The following is a 24,815-nucleotide window of genomic DNA, read 5'->3' as shown; positions in this document are numbered from 1 at the left end:
AGACCGGCTGACATTCCGTACGCCTGCTTCGTCGGAGGGACAGCAGACCCCAGCGAACGAGGAGTTCGGAACATGACCAGAGTCGGCATCATCATCGGCAGCACCCGCCCCAACCGCAACGGCCCACAGGTCGCCCACTGGGTCCATGAGCAGGCCTCGCGCCGCGCCGACGCGACCTTCGAGGTGGTCGATCTGCGCGACCACCCGCTCCCGCACCTGGACGAGGCCGTACCGCCGATGTTCGGCCCGTCCGCCAACCAGCACACCCGCGACTGGGCGGCGCGGATCGCCCCGTTCGACGGCTTCGTGATCGTGACCCCGGAGTACAACGGCGGCATGCCCGGCGTCCTGAAGAACGCCATCGACCACGCCTGCGCGGAGTGGGCGGACAAGGCGGTCGGGTTCGTCTCGTACGGCGTCAGCGGTGGGGCCCGCGCGGTCGCCCAGCTGCGTACGGTGTGCGGCGCGCTCGGGATGGCCGACGTGAGCCGTCCGGTCGAGCTCTCGCTGTTCACCGACTTCGAGAACCACACCACGTTCGTGCCCGGCGAGCGTCACGCCGCCATGCTGACCACCATGCTGGACCAGGTCGTGGCGTGGAGCACCGCGCTCGCGCCGCTGCGCGTGGGCAGCCTGGTCGGCGCGGAGGGAGGTCGGGCATGAGCACGCACGAGGAGGCCGCGATCCGCGGCCAGATCCAGAAGATCATCGACGGCCTGCGGGCCAAGGACCTCGACACCCTGCGGGAGCCGTACGCCCCCGACGTCATCTCCTTCGACGTCGAGCCGCCGCTCCAGCATGTCGGGATCGAGGCGAAGCTCGCCAACTGGGCGAAGGTGTTCGAGGTCTTCGAGACCGTCGACTACGAGCTCCGGGACCTGACGCTCACCGTCGGTGACGACGTGGCGTACGGGTACGCCTTCGGCCGCCTCAGCGGGACGATGAGGAACGGGGTCGCGTCGCCCGGGATGTGGGTCCGGGTCACCTACGGGCTGCGGAAGGTCGACGGCACCTGGGTGATCGCGCACGACCAGGTCTCGGTGCCGTTCGACATCCTCAGCGGCAACGGGGTGGTCGACCTGGAACCGTGACCGAGACGACTCCTCGACGATTCCGGACGGGCGGGGCGGGCGGCGTATTCTTGTAGGTACGGAGCCACCGCTCCGTATCCATTGTGTGTATCACCTCGCGCTGGCCCCGCCGGCGGACCAAGGCGGCACAGAGCCGCGGTTCGCAGCGGGAGGTTCGAAAGAGATGTCAGAGCAGCGCGAACAGAGTCTGGTGCGCGCCGTCGGTGGGACGTACTTCCCGCTCGCGCTGGTCGCGCGGCTGCCGTATGCGATGGTGGTCGTCGGGGTGCTGACGCTGGTCGTCGCGGGCCGCGACTCGCTGGCGCTCGGCGGCCTCAACTCGGCGATGGTCGGGATCGGGGCGGCGGTGTGCGGTCCGATCCTCGGTGTCGCCGTCGACCGGTTCGGGCAGCGCGGCGTGCTGCTGGTGATCAGCGTCGCCAGCACTGCCGCGCTGGGCGCGATGGCCTGGGTCGTCTACAGCCCGCTGCCCGACGTGGCCGTGCTCGCGGTGGCGTTCCTGGTCGGTGCGACCGCTCCGCAGATCGCACCCCTGTCGCGGTCGCGGCTGGTGGCGATCATCTCCGCGTGCATCGTGCCGGGCCGCCGGGTGCGGGTGCTCAACTCGACGATGGCCTACGAGTCGGCGGCCGACGAGATCGTCTTCATCGTCGGACCCGTCGTCGCGGGCGTCCTCGCCGTCGCCATCGACCCGTGGGCGCCGGTCGTCGCCGCCGCGGTGCTCACCCTGGTCTTCGTCTCCGCCTTCGCCCTCCACCCGAGCGCCGCGACCGCACAGGCCTCGTCCGGCCGTACGCCGGTGGCGGGTTCCGCGCGCGAGCTCGCCCGCCCGCGCGTGGTCGTGATCGTGGTCGGGATCCTCGGCGTCGGGCTCTTCTTCGGCTCGATGCTCACCTCGCTGACCGCGTTCATGGCCGACCACGGCCGTCCCGAGGAGGCCGGTCTGGTCTACGCGGCGATGGGCATCGGGTCGGCCGCGCTGGCGCTGGGCGTCGCCCTCTTCCCGGTCGGCTTCACCTCGGCCGCTCGCTGGCTGGTCTTCGGCGGCGTGATGTTCGTGGGTGCCCTCGCGCTGCCCGGCGTCTCCTCGGTCACGGGGATGGTGCTCGCGCTGCTCGTCATCGGCCTAGGCATCGGGCCGACCCTGGTCACGCAGTACGGCCTCGGCGCCCGCCGCAGCCCGGTCGGCCGGTCGGCCACCGTGATGACCATGCTCGGCTCCGCGGTGATCCTCGGCCAGTCGCTGGCCTCCGCGGTCACCGGCGGCGTCGCCGAGCGCTGGGGCACCGAAGCGGCCCTCGTCCTGCCCGCCGTCGCCGCGCTCGTCGTCGTGATCGCCGGGGCCGTCAACGCCCGGATCGGCGAGCCCGCCGCGCCCGCCGCGACTCCGAGCCCCGAGCGTGCCGTGGTGTCCGCCGACCACTGAGCGGCGTCAATCGATGGGCCGACTCGCCGCTTTCGATCGTGTGGTCGAGCACGCGATCGCGTTCGCTGATCCTCTCGCCGAGGCAGGTGGGCGTGCCACCTGGATCGCTTCCGGCGGTGCCTGGGAGTAACTGGGGTTCCGCGTGGGGGACGGCGAGCCACTAAAGTCGACGTATGCGGTTGGGCGTACTCGACATCGGTTCGAACACGGGACACCTGCTCGTGGTCGACGCCCACGGCGGGGCGGCCCCGTTGCCGGCGTACTCGTTCAAGCAGCCGTTGCGGCTGGCTGAGCACCTCGACGACTCCGGCGACGTGACCGAGGACGGGATCGAGGCGCTGACGGCGTTCACCCGGGACTCGGTGCAGGTCGCGGAGGAGAAGGGCGTCTCGGAGATGCTGGCGTTCGCGACCTCGGCGGTGCGCGATGCCGGCAACTCCCAGCAGGTGCTCGACCGCGTGCATGCCGAGACCGGGGTCGAGATCGAGGTCCTTCCCGGAGACGACGAGGCGCGGCTGACCTTCCTGGCCGTACGCCGCTGGTTCGGCTGGTCCGCCGGGCGGCTCGCCGTCTTCGACATCGGCGGTGGCTCGCTGGAGATCGCGGCCGGGCTCGACGAGCAGCCCTACGTCGCCTGGTCGCTGCCGCTCGGTGCCGGACGGCTCGCGCGCAGCTACTTCGGTGACCGGCCGACGGAGGAGGAGCTGCGGGAGCTGCGCCGTACGATCCGCGCCTCGATCGCCGAGGACGCGGGCAAGATACTGCGCGACGGCCAGCCCGACATGGCGGTGGCGACCTCGAAGACGTTCCGCTCGTTGGCGCGCATCTGCGGTGCCGCCCCGAGCGGTGAGGGGTTGCGCGTGCGCCGTCAGCTGCAGCTGGCGGAGCTGCAGCGCTGGATCCCGAAGCTGTTGGAGATGTCGCTCGAGGAGCTCTCCGAGCTGCCCGGGGTCAGCCCGTCGCGGGCCCACCAGATCGTGCCCGGCGCGCTGGTCGCCGAGGCATGCCTCGACATCTTCGACCTGCCCGCCTTCGAGATCTGCCCGTGGGCGCTGCGTGAGGGGTTGATCCTCGACCGTCTCGACCACCTGTCCTTCATCGGCAGTTCCGATCCTGGACGGTCCGAATAGGAGACCCACGATGATCTCGCTGTCGACGTCCTCGACCTATCCCGAGTCGACCGCCCACGGCTTCGCCTATGCGGCGGAGGTGGGCTACGACGGGGTCGAGGTCATGGTCGGCATCGACGCGCTGTCGCAGCAGACCCATGCGGTCAAGCAGCTCGCCGAGCACCACGGCCTGCCGATCGTCGCGATCCATGCGCCGACGCTGCTGTTCACCCAGCAGGTCTGGGGCTTCGAGCCGTGGGGGAAGCTCGAGCGGTCCGCCGAGATGGCCGCCGAGGTCGGGGCGGAGGTGGTCGTCGTCCATCCACCGTTCCGCTGGCAGCGGGAGTACGCCGCCGGGTTCGTGGACGGGATCGCCACGCTGGAGCGCTCGACCGGGCTGAAGTTCGCCGTGGAGAACATGTACCCGTGGCGGGCGGCCCGGCGCTCGACGCCGATGTATCTGCCCCACTGGGACCCCTCGACCGAGGAGTACGCCAACACCACCATCGACCTCTCCCACGCGGCGATCGCCGGTGACGACGTGATCGAGATGGCCGAGCGGCTCGGCCCGCGGCTGCGCCACATCCACCTCACCGACGGCACCGGCTCGGCCAAGGACGAGCACCTCGTCCCCGGCCGCGGCCACATGGGCGCCGACCGCTTCCTGCGCCACCTGGCTGCCTCGGGCTTCGACGGCGAGATCGTCCTCGAGATCAACACCCGACGGTCCCGGTCCCGCGCCGAGCGCGTCGCCGACCTGCGCGAGTCGCTCGAGTTCGCCCGGAAGCACTTCCAGGCCTGAGCCCGACGGGCGAGCGGGATCAGTCGCGGGCGGCGAACCAGGACCAGGTGAGCGAGGTCAGGGCCAGGGCGAGGACGGCGGTGGCTACGCCCCACCAGCCGACGGCGTACGCATAGCCGAGCAGCCAGCCGAAGAGGCTCGAGCCGCCGTAGTAGAAGAGGTTGTAGAGCGCGCTGGCCTGGGCCTTGCCGACCCGGGCGCGGGCGCCGACCCAGCCGGAGGCGACGCCGTGGGCGCCGAAGAAGCCGGTGGTGAGGACGACGAGGCCGGTCAGGACCATCGCGAGGTTGTCGGGGAAGGTCATCACGACGCCGACGATCGTGATGACGACGCAGGTCAGCATGACCTTTCGCCGTCCGTGGGTGGCGGCCAGGCGGCCCGCGACGGAGGAGGAGACGGTGCCGCCGAGGTAGGCGAAGAAGATCTGGCTCGAGATCGCCACCGGCAGCCCGAAGGGCTCGCGCTCGAGGCGGAACCCCAGATAGTTGTACGTCGCCACGAACCCGCCCATCATCAGCGCGGCCTGCCCGTAGAGGACGAGCATGCCCGGGTCGCGGAGGTTGGCGAGCACCCCCTCGCGTACGGACGTCGTCGGCTTGCCGGTCGGGCGGACCCAGCCCTGGGCGCGCGGGATCAGGGTGATGGCGATGACCGCGGCGATCGCGGAGAGGACGCCGCCGGCGGTGACGCCCAGGCGCCAGCCGCCGAGGTCGGCGAACGGCCCGGTGATGACCCGGCCGAGAAGGCCGCCGACGGTGGTGCCGGAGATGTAGATGGCCGCGGCGAGGCTGACGTGGCGTACGTGGATCTCCTCGGCCAGATAGGCGACCGCGAGGGCGGGTACGCCGCCGAGCGCGAGACCTTCGAGGCTGCGCAGGACGAGGAGCGTGGTGAAGCCAGGCGCGAGCGGGGTGAGCAGGCCGAGGACGAGGGACATCGAGAGCGCGATCTTCATCGCCGGCGCCCGGCCGATGCGGTCGGCGACCCACGACCACCCCAGGACGCTGACCGCGAGACCGAGGGTCGCCATCGAGACGGTGAGCGCAGCGGAGGCCTCGTTGACCTCGAGCGCGTGCGCGACGGTGGGGAGGATGCCCTGGGTGGAGTACATCTGCCCGAACGTGGCGATCCCGGCGGCGAAGAGGCCGATCAGGATCCGCCGGTAGCCGCTGCTGCCCGCATCGTGGCCGACCCAGGGGCGGCTCAGGCGGCTCAGGGAGGTATCGACGGACATCGTTCTCACGGTAAAGCAGGTGTTGCGGGTGGGTGAAGCCGCGGCGTGCGTGAGATATCTCTACTCTGGGGGCGATGTCCGCGCTGTCCGATCGACTCTCGACGCGTCTCGTCGGTGTCGACGTGGCGCGCTGCCTCGCGCTGCTGGGGATGATGGCGACGCACGTGCTCGAACCGGTGGACGCCGCCGGGGAGCTGACCCGCATCCAGGCCGTCGCCGGTGGCCGGTCCGCGGCGCTCTTCGCCGTGCTTGCCGGGGTCAGCCTGGCGCTGATGACCGGGCGCCAGTCGCCGGTCGCGGGCCGCGTGCTCGCGTCACGGTCGCTGGGGCTGGCCGCGCGGGCGGTGCTGATCGCCGCGCTCGGGCTGGTGCTCGGGTCGCTCGGCACCAACATCGCGATCATCCTGACCTACTACGGGGTGCTGTTCCTGCTCGCCATCCCGTTCCTCGGGCTGCGGGCGCGATGGTTGTGGCTGCTCGGCGTGGTCTGGGTCGTCGTGGGCCCGCTGGTGTCGCAGATCGTCCGGCCGATGCTGCCGCCGCGGCAGTTCGCCAGCCCGGAGCCGTCCCAGCTGCTGGAGCCGGGCCGACTGCTCGCCGAGCTGCTCTTCACCGGCTACTACCCGGCCGTCCCGTGGTTGGCGTACCTGCTGATCGGGATGGCCATCGGCCGCATCGACCTGCGCAACCGGCTCGTGGTCTCGATGCTCTGGACCGGCGGCGTCATCATCTCCGTCTCGGCCACCTGGCTCTCGGAGCGGCTGACCCGGATTCCGTCGGTGGCCGAGGTGCTGCTGCGCAGCTATCCGGGGACGGACATCGACGGGGCGCTGACCGCGATGAGCTATGGCCTCTACGGGCAGACGCCGGTCGACGGCGGCTGGCAGTGGCTGCTGGTCGTCGCACCGCACTCGTCCACGCCGTTCGACCTGGCGCAGACGATCGGCAGCTCGATGTTCGTCATCGGCGCCTGCCAGATGATCGCGCTGCGGCTGCCGGAGCGGGGGCGCACCGTGATGGCGGTGCTGTTCGGCGCCGGCACGATGACCCTCACCCTCTACACGCTGCACGTGCTGATGAGGACCGATGCCGTCTGGCCGCCGGAGACGCCCGACACGTACGTCGTCCACGTGCTCGTGGTGATGGCGATCGGCGCGCTCGTCACCGCGTGGGGCCGGCCCGGTCCGCTCGAATGGCTCGTCGGGCGGCCGGCCGCCTGGTTGCGCCGGACCGAGCCGCGCCGTGAGGCGACACCGTCGGGATAGCGTGGCCGCATGAGTACGACGGCACCGCGGCGAGGGCGCCGGCCCGGTTCGCCCGACACGCGGGCGGCGATCCTGGCGGCTGCTCGGCAGCGCTTCGCGCAGCAGGGGTACGCCGCGACCTCCGTCCGCGGGATCGCGACCGCCGCCGGTGTCGACTCGGCGCTGGTGCACCACTACTTCGGCACCAAGGAGGACCTCTTCGTCGCCTCGCTGGAGCTGCGGATCGACCCGCGTGAGATCGCCCCGACGATCACCGCCGGTGGGCGCAAGGGTGCGGGGGAGCGCCTGGTGAGGCTGCTGCTGAGCGTATGGGACGACGAGGAGTCGCGGCTCCCGCTGCTGGCGCTGGTGCGCAGCGTCTTCGAGCCGGAGGGGAAGGCGCTGGTGCCGGAGGCGTTCGGCCGGCTCATCCTCGGGCCGGTCGGCGACGCGCTCGAGCTCGACGAACCGGACCGGCGGATGACCCTGGTCGCCTCGCAGCTCGTGGGGATCGTCGTGCTCCGCTACGTCGCCCGGATCGAGCCGCTCGCCTCTGCGCCCGCGGAGACGCTGGTGGCGACGTACGCGCCGGTGGTCCAGGGATATCTGACCGGACCGTTGCCGTAGGCCTCTTGCGCGGCGGCGGCCGTCGTGCGACATTTCATCGTGTGATGAATAACGTGGTTGAGGTGTCCGGCCTCCGGGTCGTACGCGGGAAGCGCGAGGTCCTCCACGACCTCGACTTCTCCGTGCGGGCCGGCGAGGTGACCGGGCTGCTCGGGCCGTCGGGGTGTGGCAAGACGACGCTGATGCGGGCGCTGGTCGGTGTGCAGGCGAAGGTGACCGGGACGCTGACCGTCCACGGCGAGCCCGCGGGGTCCTCGTCGCTGCGCTCGCGGATCGGCTACGTCACGCAGGCATCCAGCGTCTACGACGACCTGACGGTCACCGAGAACCTCCGCTTCTTCGCGAAGGTGCTCGGCGCGCCCTCGTCGTCGGTGACCGCGGTGATCGAGACGGTGGACCTGGTGTCCCATGCCGACCAGGTCGTACGCGATCTCTCCGGCGGCCAGCGCTCGCGCGTCTCGCTCGCGACCGCGCTGCTCGGATCGCCGTCGCTGCTGGTGCTCGACGAGCCGACGGTCGGGCTCGACCCGGTGCTGCGCGAGCAGCTGTGGGGGACGTTCCGGGCCCTGGCCGAGGCCGGTGCGGCCGTCATCGTGTCCAGCCATGTCATGGACGAGGCCGACCGGTGCGACCGGCTGCTGCTGATGCGCGAGGGCGTGTTCCTCGCCGACGGCAGTACGGCCGAGATCAAGCAGAAGGCAAACGCGGACGACATCGAGCATGCCTTCCTGACGCTGGTGAAGGAGGCGGCACGATGAGTCTGCGACGGACCCTTGCGGTGGCGGGGCGGGTGCTCGCCCAGATCCGGCGTGACCACCGCACCCTGGCGATGCTGGTGGTGCTGCCGACGCTGCTGATGTCGTTGCTGTGGTGGATGTACGCGGACTCGCCCGCGCCGATCTTCGACCAGATCGGTCCGGCCCTGCTGGCGATCTTCCCGTTCATCGTGATGTTCCTGGTCACCTCGGTCACCACGCTGCGCGAACGCTCCTCGGGGACGCTCGAGCGGCTGCTCGCGATGCCGCTGGGCAAGGGCGACTTCCTGCTCGGCTACGCGCTCGCCTTCGGGCTGCTCGCCGCCGTCCAGTCGGGTGTCGCCGTCGGGGTCAGCGTCGGACTGCTCGGGTTGGAGATCAGCGGCTCGGTCGCCCTGCTCGTGGTCGTCGCGATCGTCGACGCCGTCCTCGGCACCGCTCTCGGGCTGCTCGTCTCGGCCTTCGCCACGACCGAGTTCCAGGCGGTCCAGTTCATGCCGGCGATCGTCGTCCCGCAGATCCTGCTGTGCGGCCTCCTCGTGCCGCGCGAGTCGCTGCCGGCCGTACTCGAGACCATCTCCGACCTCCTCCCGCTCTCCTACGCCGTCGACGCGATGACCCACCTCGTCACCTCCACGGACACCGGTGACGTCTGGACCGACCTCGCTGTCGTGTCCGGGTTCGTCGTCGCCGGCCTCGCTCTCGGCTCGGCGACGCTGCGGCGGCGTACTCCCTGATCGTCGAGGCGTCACCCCCGTCGGCCGAGGCGTCACCCCGGTCGGCTGAGGCGTCACCCGCGTCGGTCGAGGGGTCGCTTGCGTCGGTCGAGGCGTCGCTTGCGCTGGCCGAGTGGCGTGCTGCTGACGCTTCGACCGACAGGAGTGACGTTTCGACCGACGGGGCTGACGTTTCGACCGACTGGGCTGACGTCTCGACCGACCGGGCTGACTTCTCGCTCGACGGGGGTGACGTCTCGCCCGGCGGGCTGACGGTTCGGCCGGCGGGGTGACGTCTCGGACGACCGGGCTGACTTCTCGCTCGACGGGGCTGACGCTTCGACCGGCTGGGCGGACCTCTCGACCGACGGGGCTGCCGCTTGGGCCGACGGGGCTGCCGCTTCGCCCGACGCGTCTGACGTCTCGGCCGACGGAGGTGACGCTTCGCCCGACGGGGGTGGCTTCTCGGCGGGATTGTGAGGTGGTGAGCGGAAGTTGACGGAAGGGGTACGGGGAGCGGATCGGTGCGAAACGTTGACGCCGGAATGTAGAGGTCGCCCACCCCCGACCTGAAACGGTGTGAGTACGCGTGACCGACACCCACTGTCCTTACTGCAGTCTGCAGTGCGGGATGACCCTCACTCGCAAGGGTCCCCGGCTGGAGGTCAGTGAGCGAGCCCAGAGGAACCGGCACAGCCCGGTGAGCGAGGGTGCCCTCTGCCGCAAGGGGTGGACGGCGGCCGGGCTGCGCGGCAGCCGCGAGCGGCTGACGACCCCGATGGTGCGCGACCGGGCGACGGGGGAGTGGAGCGCGGTGACCTGGGACGAGGCGCTCGACCTGGTGGCCTCGAAGCTCGCCGAGCTGCGCGATGCCCACGGCGCCGACGCCAACGCCGTGTTCGGTGGTGGCGGACTGACCAACGAGAAGGCGTACCAGCTCGGCAAGTTCGCCCGGGTCGCCCTCGCCACCTCCCAGATCGACTACAACGGCCGCTGGTGCATGAGCTCGGCGGCCTCGGCCGGCAACCAGGCCTTCGGCGTCGACCGCGGCCTGCCGTTCCCGCTGGCCGACATCGAGAAGACCGACGTCTGCGTGCTCGTCGGCTCCAACCTCGCCGAGACGATGCCCCCGGCGGCCCGCCACCTCGACCGGCTCCGCGAGAACGGCGGCAAGGTCGTCGTCATCGACCCGCGGCTGACCCCGACCGTCGAGCGCGCCGACCTCTTCCTCCAGCCCGTCCCCGGCACCGACCTCCCCCTCGCGCTCGGTGTCCTGCACCTGCTCGACGCGGCCGGCGCCGTCGACGAGGACTACGTCGCCGAGCGGACCACAGGCTTCGAGGACGTACGCCGCTCCGTGGCCGCCTGGTGGCCCGAGATGGTCGAGCGGGTCACCGGCGTCGAGGCGAGCCAGGTGCGCGAGCTCGCCGACCTGCTGGCCACCGCGGAGAAGGTGACCGTCCTGACCGCGCGCGGCGCCGAGCAGCACGCCCAGGGCACCGCGACCGTCCTCGCCTGGCTCAACGTCGCACTCGCGCTGGGCATGCCCGGCAAGACGTACGCCGGCTACGGCTGCCTCACCGGACAGGGCAACGGCCAAGGTGGCCGCGAGCACGGCCAGAAGACCGACCAGCTCCCCGGCTACCGGATGATCGACGACCCGGCGGCCCGGGCGCACGTCGCCGCCGTCTGGGGCGTCGACCCCGACACGATCCCCGGCAAGGGCCGCTCCGCCTACGAGCTCCTCGACGCGCTCGGCACCCCCGAGGGCCCCAAGAGCCTGCTCGTCTTCGGCTCCAACATCGTCGTCTCCGCCCCCAACGCCACCCACATCGCGTCGCGCCTGGCCGACCTCGACCTGCTCGTCGTCGCCGACATGGTGATGAGCGAGACCGCCGCCCTGGCCGACGTGGTGCTGCCGGTGACCCAGTGGGCCGAGGAGACCGGCACCATGACCAACCTCGAGGGCCGGGTGATCCTGCGCAACCAGGCGGTCACCGCCCCCGAAGGCGTCAGGAACGACCTCGACATCGTCACCGGCCTCGCCACCCGCCTCGGTGCCGCCTCGACCTGGTCGACCGACCCCGAAGAGATCTTCGAGGAGCTCCGCGCGGCCTCGAAGGGCGGCAAGGCCGACTACAGCGGCATCACCTATGACCGCATCCGCGAGGAGGACGGCGTCTTCTGGCCCTGCCCGGAGGGCACTGAGGGCACCCCACGGCTCTTCGCCGAGGACTTCTTCCACGCCGACGGCCGGGCCCGCTTCGTCGACGTCGCCCACCGCGGCCCGGCGGAGCAGCCGAGCGCCGACTACCCGCTCCACCTGACCACCGGCCGCGTGCTCGCGCAGTACCAGTCCGGTGCCCAGACCCGGCGGATCAAGGACCTCCCCGACGAGGGCGCCTTCGTCGAGCTCCACCCGCTGCTGGCCGACCGCGTCGGCGCCCACGACGGCGACCCGGTCGTCGTCCGCACGCCGCGCGGCGAGATGAAGGCGCCCGCGCGGATCGTGACCACGATCCGCCCGGACACGGTCTTCGTACCCTTCCACTGGGTCGGCGCCAACAAGCTCACCAACGACGCCCTCGACCCCTCCAGCCGGATGCCTGAGTTCAAGGTCTGCGCCGCGGCGGTGAGCGCATGAAGGAGCCGACCGACGAGCAGCGGATCGTCATCATCGGTGGCGGCATGGCCGCGGCACGCCTCGTCGAGGGACTGGTCGCGCGTGGCCTCGGGCCGCGGACGACCGTGCTGGCGGAGGAGCAGCACGCTCCGTACAACCGGATCCTGCTCTCCGCGGTCCTCGAGGGCACCCACCGTCCCGGGGCGCTCGCGCTGCGAGATGAGCAGTGGTACGCCGACCGGGGCGTCGACCTCCGCCTGGACAGCCTCGTCGTGGACATCCACCGGGACACCAGGACGGTCGAGCTGGCCGACCGGACGACCGTCCCCTACGACCAGGTCGTCCTCGCCACCGGAGCCATCCCGACCCTGCCGCCGATCCGTGGTGTGGTGCGGATGGACGGCTCGCTGGACCCGCGGGTGCAGGCGTTCCGCAGCCTCGACGACTGCGCACGACTGCTCAACACTCTCCACGACCACCCGCGCACTGCGGTGATCGTCGGCGGCGGTCTGCTCGGCCTCCAGGTCGCCCGGGCCCTGGCCGTACGCGGCATCGAGACCGAGGTCGTCGAGGGCCGCGACCACCTGCTCAGCAGCCAGGTCGGCGCGTCGGCGGGGAAGGTGCTCAAGCGGTCGATGGCCAAGCTCGGCACCCAGGTCTACCTCGGCGCCCGGGCGACCCGGCTGACCGACGAGGGCCTCAAGCTCGACAACGGCTACACCCTCGAGACCGACCTGGTGGTGCTCACCGCCGGCGGCCGTCCGCGCGCCAACCTCGCCCGCCGCGCCGAGCTCACCGTCAACCGTGGCATCGTCGTCGACGACCAGCTGCGCAGCGTCGACGACCCCGATGTCTACGCGATCGGCGACTGCGCCGAGCACAACGCGACCACCACCGGCTTCGTCAGCCCCGCCTGGGAGCAGGCCGGCGTCCTCGCCGACGTCCTCGCCGGCGGTCCCGCGACCTATGTGGGACACCGCGTCGTCGCCCGGTTGCGCGCCACCGACCTCGACGTCTGCGTCCTCGGCTCCCCGGAGGAGGAGGCGGGCGAGGTCGTCGAGATCGCCAACCCGGTCAAGGGCACCCACCGCAAGCTCGTCGTACGCGACGGCCGCATCGTCGCCGGCGCCCTCGTCGGAGACCTGAGCCGGGTCGGCCTGATCACCCAGGCCTTCGACCGGCAGACGGTCCTCGGCGAGCACGAGGCCGGGCAGCTGCTGCTGCCCGAGCCCTCCACCAGCCCCCGCCCGGAGCTCCCCGACGACGCGGAGGTCTGCGCCTGCGCCGGTGTCAGCGCCGGCCGGATCCGGGCGTGCCGGTCCCTCGAGGACGTACGCGAAACCACCCGCGCCACCACCGGCTGCGGCGGCTGCGCGCCGACCGTACGTCTGCTTCTCGCCTCAAGCCCCCGAAAGCGCTCAGTGGAAGGAATCCCGTCATGAGCCCTCACCTCCGCAAGAAGGTGGTCGTCGTCGGCCACGGCATGGTCGGCCACCGCTTCGTGACCGCCGCGATCGAGCGCGGCCTCACCGAGACCCACGACATCGTGGTGCTCGGGGAGGAGCCGCGACCCGCGTACGACCGGGTCGCCCTCACCAGCTTCTTCGAGGTCGGCGCCGAAGCACTCTCGTTCCTGCCCTCCGGCGTCTACGAGGACCCGCGGGTCACCCTGCGCACCGGCACGAGCGTCGTCGAGATCGACCCGGCGGCTCAGACCGTGATGCTCGCGGACGGCGAGGAGATGGCGTACGACGAGTTGGTGCTCGCCACCGGAGCGGCACCGTTCGTGCCGCCGGTGCCGGGTTCGGAGCTCGGGAACGTCTTCGTCTACCGCACGATCGAGGACCTCGAGGCGATCCGCGAGGCCGCGAAGACCGCTCGCGCGGGTGCGGTGATCGGCGGTGGCCTGCTCGGGCTCGAGGCGGCCAACGCGCTGCACCAGCTCGGTGTCGAGACCCACGTGGTCGAGCTCGCGCCGCGGCTGATGGCGGTGCAGGTCGACGACGCCGGTGGCAACACGCTCAAGCGGCACATCGAGAAGCTCGGCCTCACCGTCCACACCGGCGTGATGACCGAGTCGGCGCTCCCGTCGGCGGTGGACGAGGACGAGAGCGGCGTACGCGACGGCAAGGTCAGCGCGCTGAAGTTCAAGGACGTCGAGGAGCCGCTGCCGGTCGACATGATCGTCTTCTCGGCCGGCATCCGGCCCCGCGACGCGCTCGCCCGCGCCGCGGGCCTGGACCTGGCCGAGCGCGGCGGCGTGCTGGTCGACGAGCAGTGCCGGTCCTCCGACCCGCACGTGTGGGCGGTCGGCGAGTGCGCCGCGCCCGGCGGGAAGATGTACGGCCTGGTGGCCCCCGGCTACGACATGGCCGAGGTCGTCGCCGACGCCCTGCTCGGCGGAGCGGGCACGTTCACCGGCGCCGACATGTCGACGAAGCTCAAGCTGCTCGGTGTCGACGTCGCGAGCTTCGGTGACGCGCACGGCACCACCGACGAGTGCCTCGAGCTCACCTACTCCGACGCCGTCGCCGGTGTCTACAAGAAGCTCGTGATCAGCGAGGACGGCACCCGCCTGCTCGGCGGCGTGCTGGTCGGCGATGCGAGTGCGTACGGCCTGCTCCGGCCGATGGTCGCCTCGGGCATGGTGCTTCCGGAGAACCCGGAGGAGCTGATCCTCCCCCAGTCCAGTGGCGGTGGGGGAGGCATCCAGCTTCCGCCGGAGGCGCAGGTCTGCTCCTGCAACAACGTCACCCGCGGTGACATCGAGGCGGCCGTCGACAACGGCTGCGAGAGTGCCGCGGACGTCACGAAGACCACCAAGGCCGGAAGCACCTGCGGGTCGTGCAAGGTGCAGGTGAAGAAGATCGTCGAGGACTACTTCACGGCCCAGGGCCGCACGGTCGACATGTCTCTCTGCGAGCACTTCGCGATGACCCGCGCCGAGCTCTTCGACGTCGTCCTGATCCACGGCTACACGACCTTCGACCAGATCATCGAGGCCCACGGCAGCGGCCGCGGCTGCGACCTGTGCAAGCCCGCCGTCGCCTCGATCCTGGCCAGTCAGCTCAACGGCCACGTCCTGGCCAAGGAGAACCGCAAGCTCCAGGACACCAACGACGCCTACCTGGCCAATCTCCAGAAGAACGGCTCCTACTCCGTCGTCCCGCGCATCCCCGGCGGCGAGATCACCCCCGAGGGTCTGATCGTGATCGGTGAGGTGGCCAAGGAGTTCGGCCTCTACACCAAGATCACCGGCGGCCAGCGCATCGACATGTTCGGCGCCCGGATGGAGGACCTGCCGGCGATCTGGAAGCGCCTGGTCGACGCCGGGTTCGAGTCCGGCCACGCCTACGGGAAGTCGCTCAGAACCGTGAAGTCCTGCGTCGGCTCGACCTGGTGCCGCTACGGCGTCCAGGACTCCGTCGGCCTCGCGATCATGCTGGAGACCCGCTACCGCGGGCTGCGCTCGCCGCACAAGCTCAAGGGCGGCGTCTCCGGGTGCGCCCGCGAGTGCGCGGAGGCCCGCGGCAAGGACTTCGGCGTCATCGCCACCGAGAAGGGCTGGAACCTGTACGTCGGGGGCAACGGCGGCGCCGTCCCGGCCCACGCGCAGCTGCTCGCCGGCGACCTGACCACCGAGGAGCTGGTCCGCTACCTCGACCGCTTCCTCATGTACTACGTCCGCACCGCCGACCGCCTCCAGCGCACCTCGACCTGGATCGACGCTCTCGAGGGCGGCCTGGACCGGGTCCGCGAGGTCGTGGTCGACGACGTCCTCGGCCTGGGCACGGAGCTCGAGGCCGCGATGGCCACGCACGTCGACGGCTACTTCGACGAGTGGAAGGCGACGATCGAGGACCCGGAGAAGCTGAAGCGGTTCGTCTCTTTCGTCAACGCCCCCGAGATCCCGGACCCCAACATCTCCTTCGGATCCACGCGCGGCCAGATCGTCCCGGAGGTCGCGGACGCCCCGGTCTCGCTCGGCGCCACGATCCCGGTCGGTGCCCCCGCCGACCTGCACACCTTGGAGGAGTCGCGATGACCCAGACACAGACCATGACGTACATCTCCGTCTGTCGCCTCGACGACATCGACCCCGAGACCGGTGTCGCCGCGCTGGTCAGGGGCGAGGCGGTGGCCGTCTTCCGCACCCTCGACGACCGGGTCTTCGCGCTGTCCAACTACGACCCGTACGGTCACGCCTCCGTGCTCGCCCGCGGGATCGTGGGAACGCGTGGCGAGGTGCCGTTCGTGGCCTCGCCGCTGCTCAAGCAGCCGTTCTCCCTCGAGAGCGGTCGGTGCCTCGACGACCCGTCGGTGTCGGTCGCGACCTATGAGGTCGACGTCGTCGACGGTGAGATCCGGGTCGGCGCCCGGCGATGACGTACGCGGTGCAGGGGACCTACGATTCCGATGTGGACAGTGGCGCGCTGAGCGGCTTCCGTGTCGGCGTGACCGCGGCGCGGAAGGCCGAGGAGCAGATCAACCTGCTCGAGAGGCGGGGAGCACACGTGGTGTGGGCGCCCGCGCTCTCCGTCGACCCCAACCGGGTCGACGCCAGCGCGCTGCGCGCGGTGACCGAGCAGATCATCGGCCAGAAGATCGACATGTTCCTGGCCACGACCGGCATCGGCACCCGCGCCTGGTTCGATGCCGCGGAGGAGTGGGGACTGCTCGGCCGGCTCCTGGAGACGCTCGGCGGCGCCGAGATCCTGGCGCGCGGACCGAAGTCGGTCGGAGCGCTGCGGCGCCGAGGTCTGCGGGAGCTGTGGGCGCCGGAGTCGGAGGAGTTCGACGACGTCCTGGAGCACCTGCGCGGCCGCGACCTGACCGGCAAGCGGATCGTGGTGCAGGAGCACGGGCAGTCGCTGTCGATGGTCGCCCACGCGCTGACCCGTCAGGGCGCCGAGGTCATCAACGTGGTCGTCTACCGGGTCGAGTCGGCCGCGGACCCCGAACCCATGTTCCGGCTGGTCGAGACGTTGGCCGACGGCGAGCTGGACGCGGTCACCTTCACCTCCGCCCCCGCCGTGGCCGCGTTCATGCAGGCCGCCGGCTCGGTCGGCCTGCGCGACGAGGTCGTGGCGGCCTTCCAGGCCGACGTGGTCGCTGCCTGCGTCGGCCCGGTGACCGCCGCCGCCTTCGAGATGTGGGGCGTGCCGACGATGGTGCCCGACCGCTCCCGCACGGCGGCCATGGTCAAGATGCTCGAGGCCGAGCTGCCGCTGCGTCGCGAGGGCCTCCTCATCGAGCTCGCCGGCGGCCACCAGTTGCTGCTCCATGACGACGCCGTCATCCTCGACGGCGCCGAGGTGAAGCTCTCCCCGGCCCCCGCGGCGGTGCTGGGCGCGCTCGTCGCCAACCCCGGCAACGTCGTCTCCCGGCAGGCGCTGCTCGCGATGCTCCCCTCCGGCACCGCCGGCTCCGAGCACGCGGTCGAGATGGCGGTCGCGCGCCTCCGCTCGGCCCTGGGCACCAAGACCATCCAGACCGTCGTGAAGCGCGGCTACCGCCTGGCGGTGGCCCCGTGATCTCGTCGGAATCGCGCATGTGCGGGGAAATCGCGGCCGATGCGGCGGCGGTCCCTGCAACATCCGGACATGTGCGGGGAAGTGACGACCGATGACGCGTCTCGTGGTTGTTGCGCACGGCACCCGGCAGCTGCTCGGGAATGCGGTCGCCTCGATCATCGCCAAGCGGGCCGGTCGCGCGCTGGGGATGGAGTCGAAGGCGGCGTACGTCGAGCTCTGTGAGCCGCTCGTCGCCGATGTCCTGGCCGAGACCTCGCAGCCCACAGTCCTGGTGCCGCTGCTGCTGTCCACGGGCTATCACGTACGCGTCGACCTGCCCGCTGCGGTCGCGTCGGCCGCCGTCCCGGTGACCCTGGGGGCGCCGCTCGGCCCGGACCCGTTGCTCGCATCGGCACAGGTGGACCGCCTGCTCGCCGCCGGTGTCTCCCCTGGTCAGTCGGTAGTTCTGGTCGCGGCCGGCTCCAACGACCCGGCAGCTCGCGCCGACATCACAGCGGCCGGGTCGATGCTCGCCGCGGCCTGGGGCGGCCCGGTCCGGGTCGCCACCGTCTCCGGCTCCGGCGCGCCGCCCATCGATGAGGTCGTACGCCCCGGCGACGCCGTCTCGCCCTACCTGCTCGCCCCCGGCTTCTTCTCCGACCTGGTCCGAACCCGCTCCGAGGCCGCAGGTGCGGCGACCGTCGCCGACGTCATCGGCCCGCACCCCGACGTCGTGGAGCTGGTCGTACGCCGCGCCTCGGCGCTCCTCGCCGAGGAGAGCTCCGCGCAGGCCGGCTGACCGCTCCTCGACCAGCGGAGGGGCCGTCAGGTCGTGTAGTCGGCGTTGATGCGGATGTAGCCGTCGGTGAGGTCGCAGCCGTAGACGGTGAACTCGCCCGAGGCGATGCCGAGGTCGACCTCGATCGAGACCTCGTCGCCGGACAGATAAGTCGACAAATCCGCCAATAGATTTGCCGAGACCTGAGCGGGGTAGGTCTCGGTGCCGCCGAACGCGATGCGCACGTGCTCGGGGGAGATGTCGGTCTCCTCGCGGAGCTTCCCGATGGCCATCGCGACCCGGCCCCAGTTGGGGTCGGCGCCGTGGACGGCGGTCTTCACCAGCGGCGAGTTGACGATGGCCTTGCCGACCCGCTTGGCCTGGGCGTCGTCGCGAGCGCCGCTGACCACGACCGTGATCAGCTTGGAGGCCCCCTCGCCGTCGGAGGCGATCTTCTTCACCAGCGCGAGCGCGGCGTCGTAGAGCGCGGCCTCGAACTCGGCCAGATCGACCGGCCCCGCGGTGCCCGAGGCGAAGATCGCGGCGGTGTCGGAGGTGGAGGTGTCGGTGTCGATCGAGACCGCGTTGTAGGTGCGGTCGACGACCCGGCGGAAGGCCGCGTCGAGCTCGGCGGCGGGCACCGCGGCGTCGGTGAAGAAGTAGGTCAGCATCGTGGCCATGTCGGGCTCGAGCATCCCGACGCCCTTGGCGATCCCGGTGATCGTCGCGTCGCCGACGGTCCGGGTCTCGATCTTGGCGACCGTGTCGGTCGTCATGATCGCCGCCGCGGCGGCGTCGAAGTCTGCCTCCCCGGCAGTGCCGGCGAGCTTCTCCAGGGCAGGGGTGAGCACGTCCATCGGGTACTGCACGCCGATCACGCCCGTCGAGGCGACCAGCAGCTCCTCGGGGCGGACGCCGACGACCTCGGCCGCCAGGCGGCGTACCTCCGAGGCGTTGGCCTCGCCCGTCGGCCCGGTCGCGACGTTGGCGTTCTTCGAGATGGTCACCATCCCGCGGAACGCGGAGACGTCCGAGGCCCGGGAGAGCAGCACCGAGGCGCCGGCGAAGCGGGATCGGGTGAAGACCGCGGCGCTCGTGACCGGGCCCGAGGGGGCGGCGACGACGGCGAAGTCGTCAGCGCCCTCCTTGAGGCCGAGGTTGGCGGTGACACCGACGAATCCAGCTGGCTGAGACATGCGGACAGCCTAGAACCAGTCCGGGACGACGAACGCCCTATGTCCGCAACCAGGCGAACGCCGCCGCCTCGAGGATCATCCAGGAGCGCAGGACGCGACCGACGAACGTGATGCCGACGAAGAGCACCAGGTTGGCCTTGAGCGTGCCGTAGACGACGGCGAGGATCGCGAGCGGCGGAAGTCCGCTGAGCGCGGCCGCCGCGAGCAGCCCGCCGGCGTAGGCGGGCCGGCCCTGCGTACGCCGTTCCCACTTCTCCATCCGCTGCTGCCACTTCTCGCACGCCATCTTCTTGCGGACGAAGGGGAGGGCGGTGGTGCCGTGGCCGGCGTAGTACCAGACGACCTTGGAGCTGGTCTGGCCGATTCCCGCCACCAGAGCGAGGACGAGGGCGGAGAAGGTGAGGTTCGAGGCGGCCACCGCGAGGTAGGTCTCGAAGTTGATGATGGGGAAGAGTCCTCCGGCGAAGGAGGCGGCGAAGGTCCCGAGAATGAGGTCCATCAGGCGACCTCTGGACCGCTCAGGAATTGAAACAATTCAACGGATGTGTGTTGGGGGATCACTCGCGAAACCTTAGATGTAATCCGTGTCACCATGCGACATCGGCGTCACATCCACATTACGGACCGCCCGCCGAAATGAGGCGTTTCTCACTTAAACATGGGGGTCACAAGGGTCTCGGCACCGGCTATCGGAACATCGCCTGCAGTTGGATCGATCAATTGTCCAGGCTCGTGATCGATGACCCACTCTGGTGCACGGTACCCCGGTTGGAGGCCTCTTCAACTGGGGTAACGTGCCTGCAATCGGCGAAACTTTTGAAGGGTGTCGGAATGGTTGACGTGGACAAGGTCCTCGATGAGGCGGGGCTGACGAATCCTCATGTGCGGGAGTACGTCTCCTACTGGGCAGGGGTGACCGGAGCCGCGCAGATCGAGGTTGTCAGCGCAGCCGACGACGAGCGGCTCCTCCAGGAGTCCCTGGCGGCGGGCGAGCTTCTCCCGGTCACGGGCGGCCGCTACTACAGCCGTTCCTACCGCAAGGACACCGCGCGCTCCGAGGAGCGCACCGTGGTCGCCACCTCCAACCCGGAGGACAAGGGCGTCTACAACAACTGGAAGCCTGCTGAGGAGACCGTCAAGACGCTCACCGAGCGGATGACCGGCGCCTCCGCGGGCAAGACGATGTACGTCATCCCCTACCTGATGGCTCCGGCCGGCTCGCCCCTGGAGGCGTACGCCGCGGGTGTCGAGCTCACCGACAGCCGCCCGGTCGTGCAGCAGATGATCCGGATGGCGCGCGTCGGCATCGACTACATCAACGACCTCGCGGACCCGAGCTCCTTCGTCCGTGCCGTGCACGTGACCGGCGACCTGCCCAATCTCGGGCAGGGGACCGACCAGGACCAGCGTCTGTTCGCGACGGTCGCCGACCAGCGTACGATCCTCCACTTCGGCTCCTCCTACGGCGGCAACGCGCTGCTCGGCAAGATCGCCCACGGCCTGCGCCAGGCCTGCTACGACGGCCGCGCCTCCGGCAAGTTCCTGGCCGAGCAGTTCCTGCTGCTGGGGATCAAGGACAAGGAGACCGGCGAGGAGTTCCACGTCGTCGGTGGCTTCCCGTCCGCCTCCGGCAAGACCAACCTCTCGATGACGCTCTCGCCCGACGCCCTCGGTGAGCGCTACGAGGTCACCTTCTACGGCGACGACATCGCCTGGATCTGGGTCGGCGAGGACGGCAAGCTCTACGCCTTCAACCCGGAGAACGGCGTCTTCGGTGTCGCCAAGGACACCAACGAGAAGACCAACCCGGGCGCCGTCCAGGCGATCCTGCCCGGCTCGGGTGCGATCTTCACCAACGTCGCCTACAACGAGAAGACCCAGGAGGTCTGGTGGGAGGGGCTCACCAAGCACCACCCGGACGACCTCGACGGCTGGATCGACTGGAAGGGCGAGCGCATCGCCGACCGGATCGACGACGAGCTGGGCGAGCCCTGGGCCCACCCCAACTCCCGCTTCACCACGCCGATCTCGCAGGTGCCCAACGCGGCCCCCGACTTCGACGACGCGGCCGGTGTGCCGGTCGACGCGATCATCTTCGGTGGCCGCACCCGTGACCGCGAGCCGCTGATCCGCGCGATCACCGACGTCGCCGAGGGCGTCTACGACGGTCTCACCCTGGGTGCCGAGGCGACCGCCGCGGCCGACGGCCTCGAGGGCGTGCTGCGCTACGACCCGATGTCGATGCGTCCGTTCCTCGCCTACGAGGAGGGCGACTACGCCCGCCACTGGCTGAAGATCATCGGCGAGGCCACCGACAAGCCGGTCTTCGCCCACGTCAATTGGTTCCAGCGCGACTCCGAGGACGGTCACTTCCTGTGGCCCGGCTACCGCGAGAACGTGCGCGCGCTGCTGTGGCTGCTGCAGTTCAAGAAGGGTGAGGTCAAGGGCCAGCAGAGCCCCGTCGGCGTCATCCCGACCGAGGACGAGCTCGACCTGCGCGGCCTCGAGCTGCCGCAGAAGGACCTCGACCGCATCCTCTCCCTCGACCTGACCCGCTGGAAGCAGGAGATGGGCTTCCGCGAGGAGCACCTCAAGCAGTTCAAGCTGCCGGAGGAGATCTGGGAGGCGCACAGGCGCGTCGCTGCTGCCATCGACGAGGCCGCCGAGCAGGCCTGATCGAGACATACAGCCGGGGGCGGCGTACGGAATTCTTTCCGTACGCCGCCTCCGTTGTTTCCGTCTGCGCCCGTTTCCTACGGGAAGATGAACTTTGTTCATTTCCGGAACAGATGCCCGGCCAGACATTTACGTAGCCGATCTCCGCCACCTAAGGTTCCTGCCCGTGACGATCCCCTTGAGCCAGCCGCTTCGTGCGGCCTCGATCACCGAGGCGTACGCGCGGTTCTGGAAGAAGTACGCGACATTCTCGGGTCGCGCCAGCCGCACCGAGTTGCTCTGGCCGATGCTCGTGAACCTTCTGATGCTCATCGTTCTCGTGCTCGCGCGTAACGAGGTGGTGAGTCTCGTGATCGGTCTCTACGGTCTGGTGGCGTTCGTACCGACCATCGCGCTCGGCGCGCGGCGGCTGCACGACGTCAACCGCTCCGGGTGGTGGCAGCTGATCCTGATCGTGCCGGTGATCGGTGACATCGTCCTCGCGGTGCTCTGGCTGACCTTCCCGAGCCCCGAGGGTGTCAAGTACGACCTGGCCGCATGAGGCGTAAAATTCCCCTAGTTGTTCTCGGGGTTGTCCCCGAATGGCAGGCTATTGGCATGAAGTCCCTCGCAGGAGCCGCAGCGAAGCGGCTCGCCTACGAGACCGTTGGGTGGCTGCTCGTGGTCGCCGGTATCGCCGCGATGGTGTTGCCCGGGCCGGGGCTGCTGATGCTCTTCGGTGGGCTGGTTGTGCTCTCCCGCCAGTACGCGTGGGCCCGTCGCTACGTCGAGCCGGTCCGTCTCCGCGCGATGCGCGGTGTCGCCGAGGGCGTCGAGACCTGGCCGCGCATCGTGGCCTCGACCCTGGGGGCGCTCTCCATCGGTGCCGTCGGCGTCGTCTTCCTGATCAACCCGCCCGCGCCCCACTGGTGGCCCCTCGAGGCGTCCTTCTGGCTCCTCGGCGGCGACTGGACCGGTGTCACGCTGCTGGGGTCGTGCATCATCGCCCTCGCCATCCTGGGCTACTCCTACCACCGCTTCCACGGCCACCCCGATGCTCGTCACCAGCTCGACGAGGACATCGAGCACACCGGCGAGATGAACAAGGTCGCCTGACGTTCGTCAGTCGGCAGTCATCCGGAAGTCGTACGCAGCCGGAACCGGCTCGCCGGGACGGACGGCGAGCCAGAGCGTGTCCAGAGCGGTCTCGCCCTCGCGGAGGTTGTCGACCGTGATGCCCGCGTCGAGAAGCTGACGGACCCGGTCGAGGTCGCCCACGGCGAGCGCCGCCCGCGCGGTGCACAGCCGGATCCGGCCGTGGTCCCGGTCCGCGTCGGTGAGTGTGGCGATCACCTCGAGCGCTTCGGTGGGTCGATCGGCCGAGATCAGCGCCTGGAGCAGCTCGATGGTGAGCTCGCGCAGGTCGGGACGGAGGCGGTGTGCCTCGAGCAGGAGGTCCGCAGCAGGCGGGCCCGCCGGTTCTGCGAGGTGCGCGAGGGCGCGCAGGGCCCAGGGGTTGGGATGGTCGGCGACCGACCGCTCCAGGACTTCGCGTGCTCCGCGGCGGTCGTCGTCGGCCAGCAGGAGCAGGCCGAGGTGGTACCACGCATGCCAGTCGTCGGCCGAGGCCTCCAGCAGCTCGCGCCAGTGCGCACCGAGGACGGGAGCCGCGGGCGGGTCGCTGATCGGCAGCCGGCCGCGCTGCAGTAGATCGAGCCAGGGCTGCTGCTCGTCGCCGCACGCCCCGAACGGACGCAGCGGGTCCGCCGGCACAGCGCCGGCCGCGACCTCGAGCGCGCCCCACCCGGACCCGCGGGCGAGCAGGTCTGCGGGCGGTGCGAAGCGTCCTGCCTCGTCGAGCGCGTCTTCCAGATCGGCCCGCGGGACGAGCATCTCGACCGCCTCGTTCACGGCCGCCCGAGCCGAGTCCCACGAGCCGTGCACCCGCTCGGGGTCGACCTCGAGCAGGCCGAACGCCTCGGCCCACTCCCAGGTCTCGCCGCCGGGCAGCGCGAGGTGCTCGAGCTGCGTACGTGCCAGGCCGGCCTGGATCTCGATATAGGCGGCGTCCGGACCGGACAGCCACTCCTGCCACCGCTGCCCGCCCGCACCGGTGCCCCACTGGAAGAGCTTGCGGCCGACGAGTCGGTCGGTGGATGTCTGGACGAGCCCGCGGCCGTCGCCGTCGAGCGCGGCGATCCAGCGGCGCTCGCCGTCCGGGACGTCCATGAAGAAGTCGGCCGCCTGCGGGAACCTCGCCGGATAGCTCTGGTCGCCGCCCGCCGTCTGCGGAAAGTCGATCAGCCTCAGCTGCTCCGCGTAGTCGAAGTGGAAGGCCCGCTCGGCCGGCGCGATGACACGTACGTCCGGGCCCTGGGGCACCGCGATGTTCGTCCACCAGTAGACGGGCGTCGGCTTCGGCGCCGGATTGTGGAGCGAGACGTGCATCAACAGCACCGGGGATCCGGCCGGCAACCACGCGTCGATCGTGACCACGACCCGACGCATCCGCTCCAGCTCGTACATCCGCAGGACCGGGGTGCCGTCCGGCGCGGTCAGGCTCACGGCGTGCAGCGGGGAGCAGGTGAGTGGCCAGTGCCCCGTGGCCCCGACGTTCCACTCGACCCCGCCGGCCAGCCAGGCGTCACGCAGCGCCAGGTTGGCGGGCTGCAGGATGGGGTTGCGGTGCAGCAGCTCGCGGCCCGACGGCCGGTGCACCAGCGACCACAGCCGCCCACCGTAGCCGGGCAGGAAGGTGGCCGAGAGCAGCTCGTTCTCCAGCACCAGGCTCGGCAGATCACGCATCGTGCGTCGGCGGGTGTAGGAGTCCTGAGCCGTGTACGGCAGCAGCGTGCTCGGCCGGCCGTACTCGAGGTTGGCCGCCATGTCCGGATAGGGCGCGGCGCCGGGCTCTAACCCTGGTCGAGGCACCCCGTGCAGCAGCGGAAGCGGTCCATCGATCGGGTCCTCGGCGCCCTCGATCGCGAGCCGATCCATCCTCAGCGTGGTCATCGCGACCATCCAACCAGCGACCGCCGGTCTCTTC

Annotated in this window: 22 protein-coding genes; 18 read left to right on the top strand and 4 right to left on the bottom strand. The window is 70.7% G+C overall.

Going from position 1 to position 24,815, the window contains the following annotated elements; genetic code table 11:
* Positions 1-72: 72 nt before the first annotated feature.
* The 5 genes from ACZ6WN_RS11280 to ACZ6WN_RS11260 all read left to right on the top strand — a co-directional run bounded on the left by ACZ6WN_RS11280 (position 73) and on the right by ACZ6WN_RS11260 (position 4,428).
* Positions 73-663 (top strand): NADPH-dependent FMN reductase, encoded by a 591-nt coding sequence (locus tag ACZ6WN_RS11280; protein WP_465864727.1) that lies wholly within the window; start codon positions 73-75, stop codon positions 661-663.
* Positions 660-1,091 (top strand): YybH family protein, encoded by a 432-nt coding sequence (locus ACZ6WN_RS11275; RefSeq protein ID WP_465864726.1) that lies wholly within the window; start codon positions 660-662, stop codon positions 1,089-1,091. Before ACZ6WN_RS11280 ends, ACZ6WN_RS11275 begins: the two co-directional genes overlap by 4 nt.
* A 163-nt stretch (positions 1,092-1,254) precedes the next feature.
* Positions 1,255-2,517 carry an MFS transporter gene (locus ACZ6WN_RS11270; RefSeq protein ID WP_465864725.1) on the top strand — a complete coding sequence of 421 codons (1,263 nt, stop codon included), beginning with the start codon at positions 1,255-1,257 and terminating at the stop codon, positions 2,515-2,517.
* Between the two features lie 173 nt (positions 2,518-2,690).
* Positions 2,691-3,647: a Ppx/GppA family phosphatase gene (locus ACZ6WN_RS11265; protein WP_465864724.1), complete on the top strand. Its 957-nt coding sequence runs from the start codon at positions 2,691-2,693 to the stop codon at positions 3,645-3,647.
* A 10-nt stretch (positions 3,648-3,657) separates the two neighbouring features.
* Positions 3,658-4,428, top strand: coding sequence for a sugar phosphate isomerase/epimerase family protein (locus ACZ6WN_RS11260; RefSeq protein WP_465864723.1), 771 nt, complete (start codon positions 3,658-3,660; stop codon positions 4,426-4,428).
* Between the two features lie 19 nt (positions 4,429-4,447).
* Here the strand turns inward: ACZ6WN_RS11260 and ACZ6WN_RS11255 are convergent, their stop codons facing one another.
* Positions 4,448-5,662, bottom strand: coding sequence for an MFS transporter (locus tag ACZ6WN_RS11255; RefSeq protein ID WP_465864722.1), 1,215 nt, complete (start codon positions 5,660-5,662; stop codon positions 4,448-4,450).
* 74 nt (positions 5,663-5,736) lie between these two features.
* On the opposite strand from ACZ6WN_RS11255, the gene ACZ6WN_RS11250 reads away from it, so the two are divergent.
* The 10 genes from ACZ6WN_RS11250 to ACZ6WN_RS11205 all read left to right on the top strand — a co-directional run bounded on the left by ACZ6WN_RS11250 (position 5,737) and on the right by ACZ6WN_RS11205 (position 17,939).
* Positions 5,737-6,927, top strand: a complete 1,191-nt coding sequence (locus tag ACZ6WN_RS11250) for a heparan-alpha-glucosaminide N-acetyltransferase domain-containing protein (RefSeq protein ID WP_465864721.1) — start codon at positions 5,737-5,739, stop codon at positions 6,925-6,927.
* A 9-nt stretch (positions 6,928-6,936) separates the two neighbouring features.
* Positions 6,937-7,533, top strand: coding sequence for a TetR/AcrR family transcriptional regulator (locus ACZ6WN_RS11245; protein WP_465864720.1), 597 nt, complete (start codon positions 6,937-6,939; stop codon positions 7,531-7,533).
* A gap of 44 nt (positions 7,534-7,577) precedes the next feature.
* Positions 7,578-8,291 (top strand): heme ABC exporter ATP-binding protein CcmA, encoded by a 714-nt coding sequence (gene ccmA, locus ACZ6WN_RS11240; RefSeq protein ID WP_465864719.1) that lies wholly within the window; start codon positions 7,578-7,580, stop codon positions 8,289-8,291.
* Positions 8,288-9,025 (top strand): ABC transporter permease, encoded by a 738-nt coding sequence (locus tag ACZ6WN_RS11235; RefSeq protein ID WP_465864718.1) that lies wholly within the window; start codon positions 8,288-8,290, stop codon positions 9,023-9,025. The genes ccmA and ACZ6WN_RS11235 overlap by 4 nt, the downstream gene beginning before the upstream one ends.
* 568 nt (positions 9,026-9,593) lie before the next feature.
* On the top strand, positions 9,594-11,648 hold the full coding sequence (locus ACZ6WN_RS11230; RefSeq protein WP_465864717.1) for a molybdopterin oxidoreductase family protein: 2,055 nt from the start codon (positions 9,594-9,596) through the stop codon (positions 11,646-11,648).
* Complete coding sequence (locus ACZ6WN_RS11225; RefSeq protein ID WP_465864716.1) at positions 11,645-13,069, top strand: FAD-dependent oxidoreductase; 1,425 nt, start codon at positions 11,645-11,647, stop codon at positions 13,067-13,069. Before ACZ6WN_RS11230 ends, ACZ6WN_RS11225 begins: the two co-directional genes overlap by 4 nt.
* Positions 13,066-15,672, top strand: a complete 2,607-nt coding sequence (gene nirB / locus ACZ6WN_RS11220) for a nitrite reductase large subunit NirB (protein ID WP_465864715.1) — start codon at positions 13,066-13,068, stop codon at positions 15,670-15,672. The genes ACZ6WN_RS11225 and nirB overlap by 4 nt, the downstream gene beginning before the upstream one ends.
* Positions 15,669-16,013: a nitrite reductase small subunit NirD gene (gene nirD, locus ACZ6WN_RS11215; RefSeq protein WP_465864714.1), complete on the top strand. Its 345-nt coding sequence runs from the start codon at positions 15,669-15,671 to the stop codon at positions 16,011-16,013. The genes nirB and nirD overlap by 4 nt, the downstream gene beginning before the upstream one ends.
* A 32-nt stretch (positions 16,014-16,045) precedes the next feature.
* Positions 16,046-17,161: a uroporphyrinogen-III synthase gene (locus tag ACZ6WN_RS11210; RefSeq protein ID WP_465864713.1), complete on the top strand. Its 1,116-nt coding sequence runs from the start codon at positions 16,046-16,048 to the stop codon at positions 17,159-17,161.
* A gap of 91 nt (positions 17,162-17,252) precedes the next feature.
* Positions 17,253-17,939: a sirohydrochlorin chelatase gene (locus ACZ6WN_RS11205; protein ID WP_465864712.1), complete on the top strand. Its 687-nt coding sequence runs from the start codon at positions 17,253-17,255 to the stop codon at positions 17,937-17,939.
* A 26-nt stretch (positions 17,940-17,965) separates the two neighbouring features.
* Here ACZ6WN_RS11205 and argJ read toward each other — a convergent pair whose 3' ends face one another.
* On the bottom strand, positions 17,966-19,114 hold the full coding sequence (gene argJ, locus ACZ6WN_RS11200) for a bifunctional glutamate N-acetyltransferase/amino-acid acetyltransferase ArgJ (protein ID WP_465864711.1): 1,149 nt from the start codon (positions 19,112-19,114) through the stop codon (positions 17,966-17,968).
* A gap of 37 nt (positions 19,115-19,151) precedes the next feature.
* On the bottom strand, positions 19,152-19,613 hold the full coding sequence (locus tag ACZ6WN_RS11195) for a hypothetical protein (RefSeq protein WP_465864710.1): 462 nt from the start codon (positions 19,611-19,613) through the stop codon (positions 19,152-19,154).
* A 332-nt stretch (positions 19,614-19,945) separates the two neighbouring features.
* On the opposite strand from ACZ6WN_RS11195, the gene ACZ6WN_RS11190 reads away from it, so the two are divergent.
* The 3 genes from ACZ6WN_RS11190 (at position 19,946) to ACZ6WN_RS11180 (ending at position 22,885) form a co-directional block, all read left to right on the top strand.
* The gene (locus ACZ6WN_RS11190) at positions 19,946-21,790 is read left to right on the top strand and encodes a phosphoenolpyruvate carboxykinase (GTP) (protein WP_465864709.1); all 1,845 of its coding nucleotides are present in this window, start codon (positions 19,946-19,948) and stop codon (positions 21,788-21,790) included.
* A gap of 166 nt (positions 21,791-21,956) precedes the next feature.
* Positions 21,957-22,331 carry a DUF805 domain-containing protein gene (locus ACZ6WN_RS11185; protein WP_465864708.1) on the top strand — a complete coding sequence of 125 codons (375 nt, stop codon included), beginning with the start codon at positions 21,957-21,959 and terminating at the stop codon, positions 22,329-22,331.
* A 56-nt stretch (positions 22,332-22,387) separates the two neighbouring features.
* Positions 22,388-22,885, top strand: coding sequence for a PGPGW domain-containing protein (locus tag ACZ6WN_RS11180; protein WP_465864707.1), 498 nt, complete (start codon positions 22,388-22,390; stop codon positions 22,883-22,885).
* A gap of 6 nt (positions 22,886-22,891) precedes the next feature.
* Here the strand turns inward: ACZ6WN_RS11180 and ACZ6WN_RS11175 are convergent, their stop codons facing one another.
* Positions 22,892-24,781, bottom strand: a complete 1,890-nt coding sequence (locus tag ACZ6WN_RS11175; RefSeq protein WP_465864706.1) for a DUF5107 domain-containing protein — start codon at positions 24,779-24,781, stop codon at positions 22,892-22,894.
* Positions 24,782-24,815 lie beyond the last annotated feature (34 nt).

It is taken from the genome of Nocardioides sp. NPDC054178, from assembly GCF_055585005.1.
Note: the sequence above shows the minus strand (reverse complement) of the source record. Positions and strands in the feature narration are given on the sequence as shown.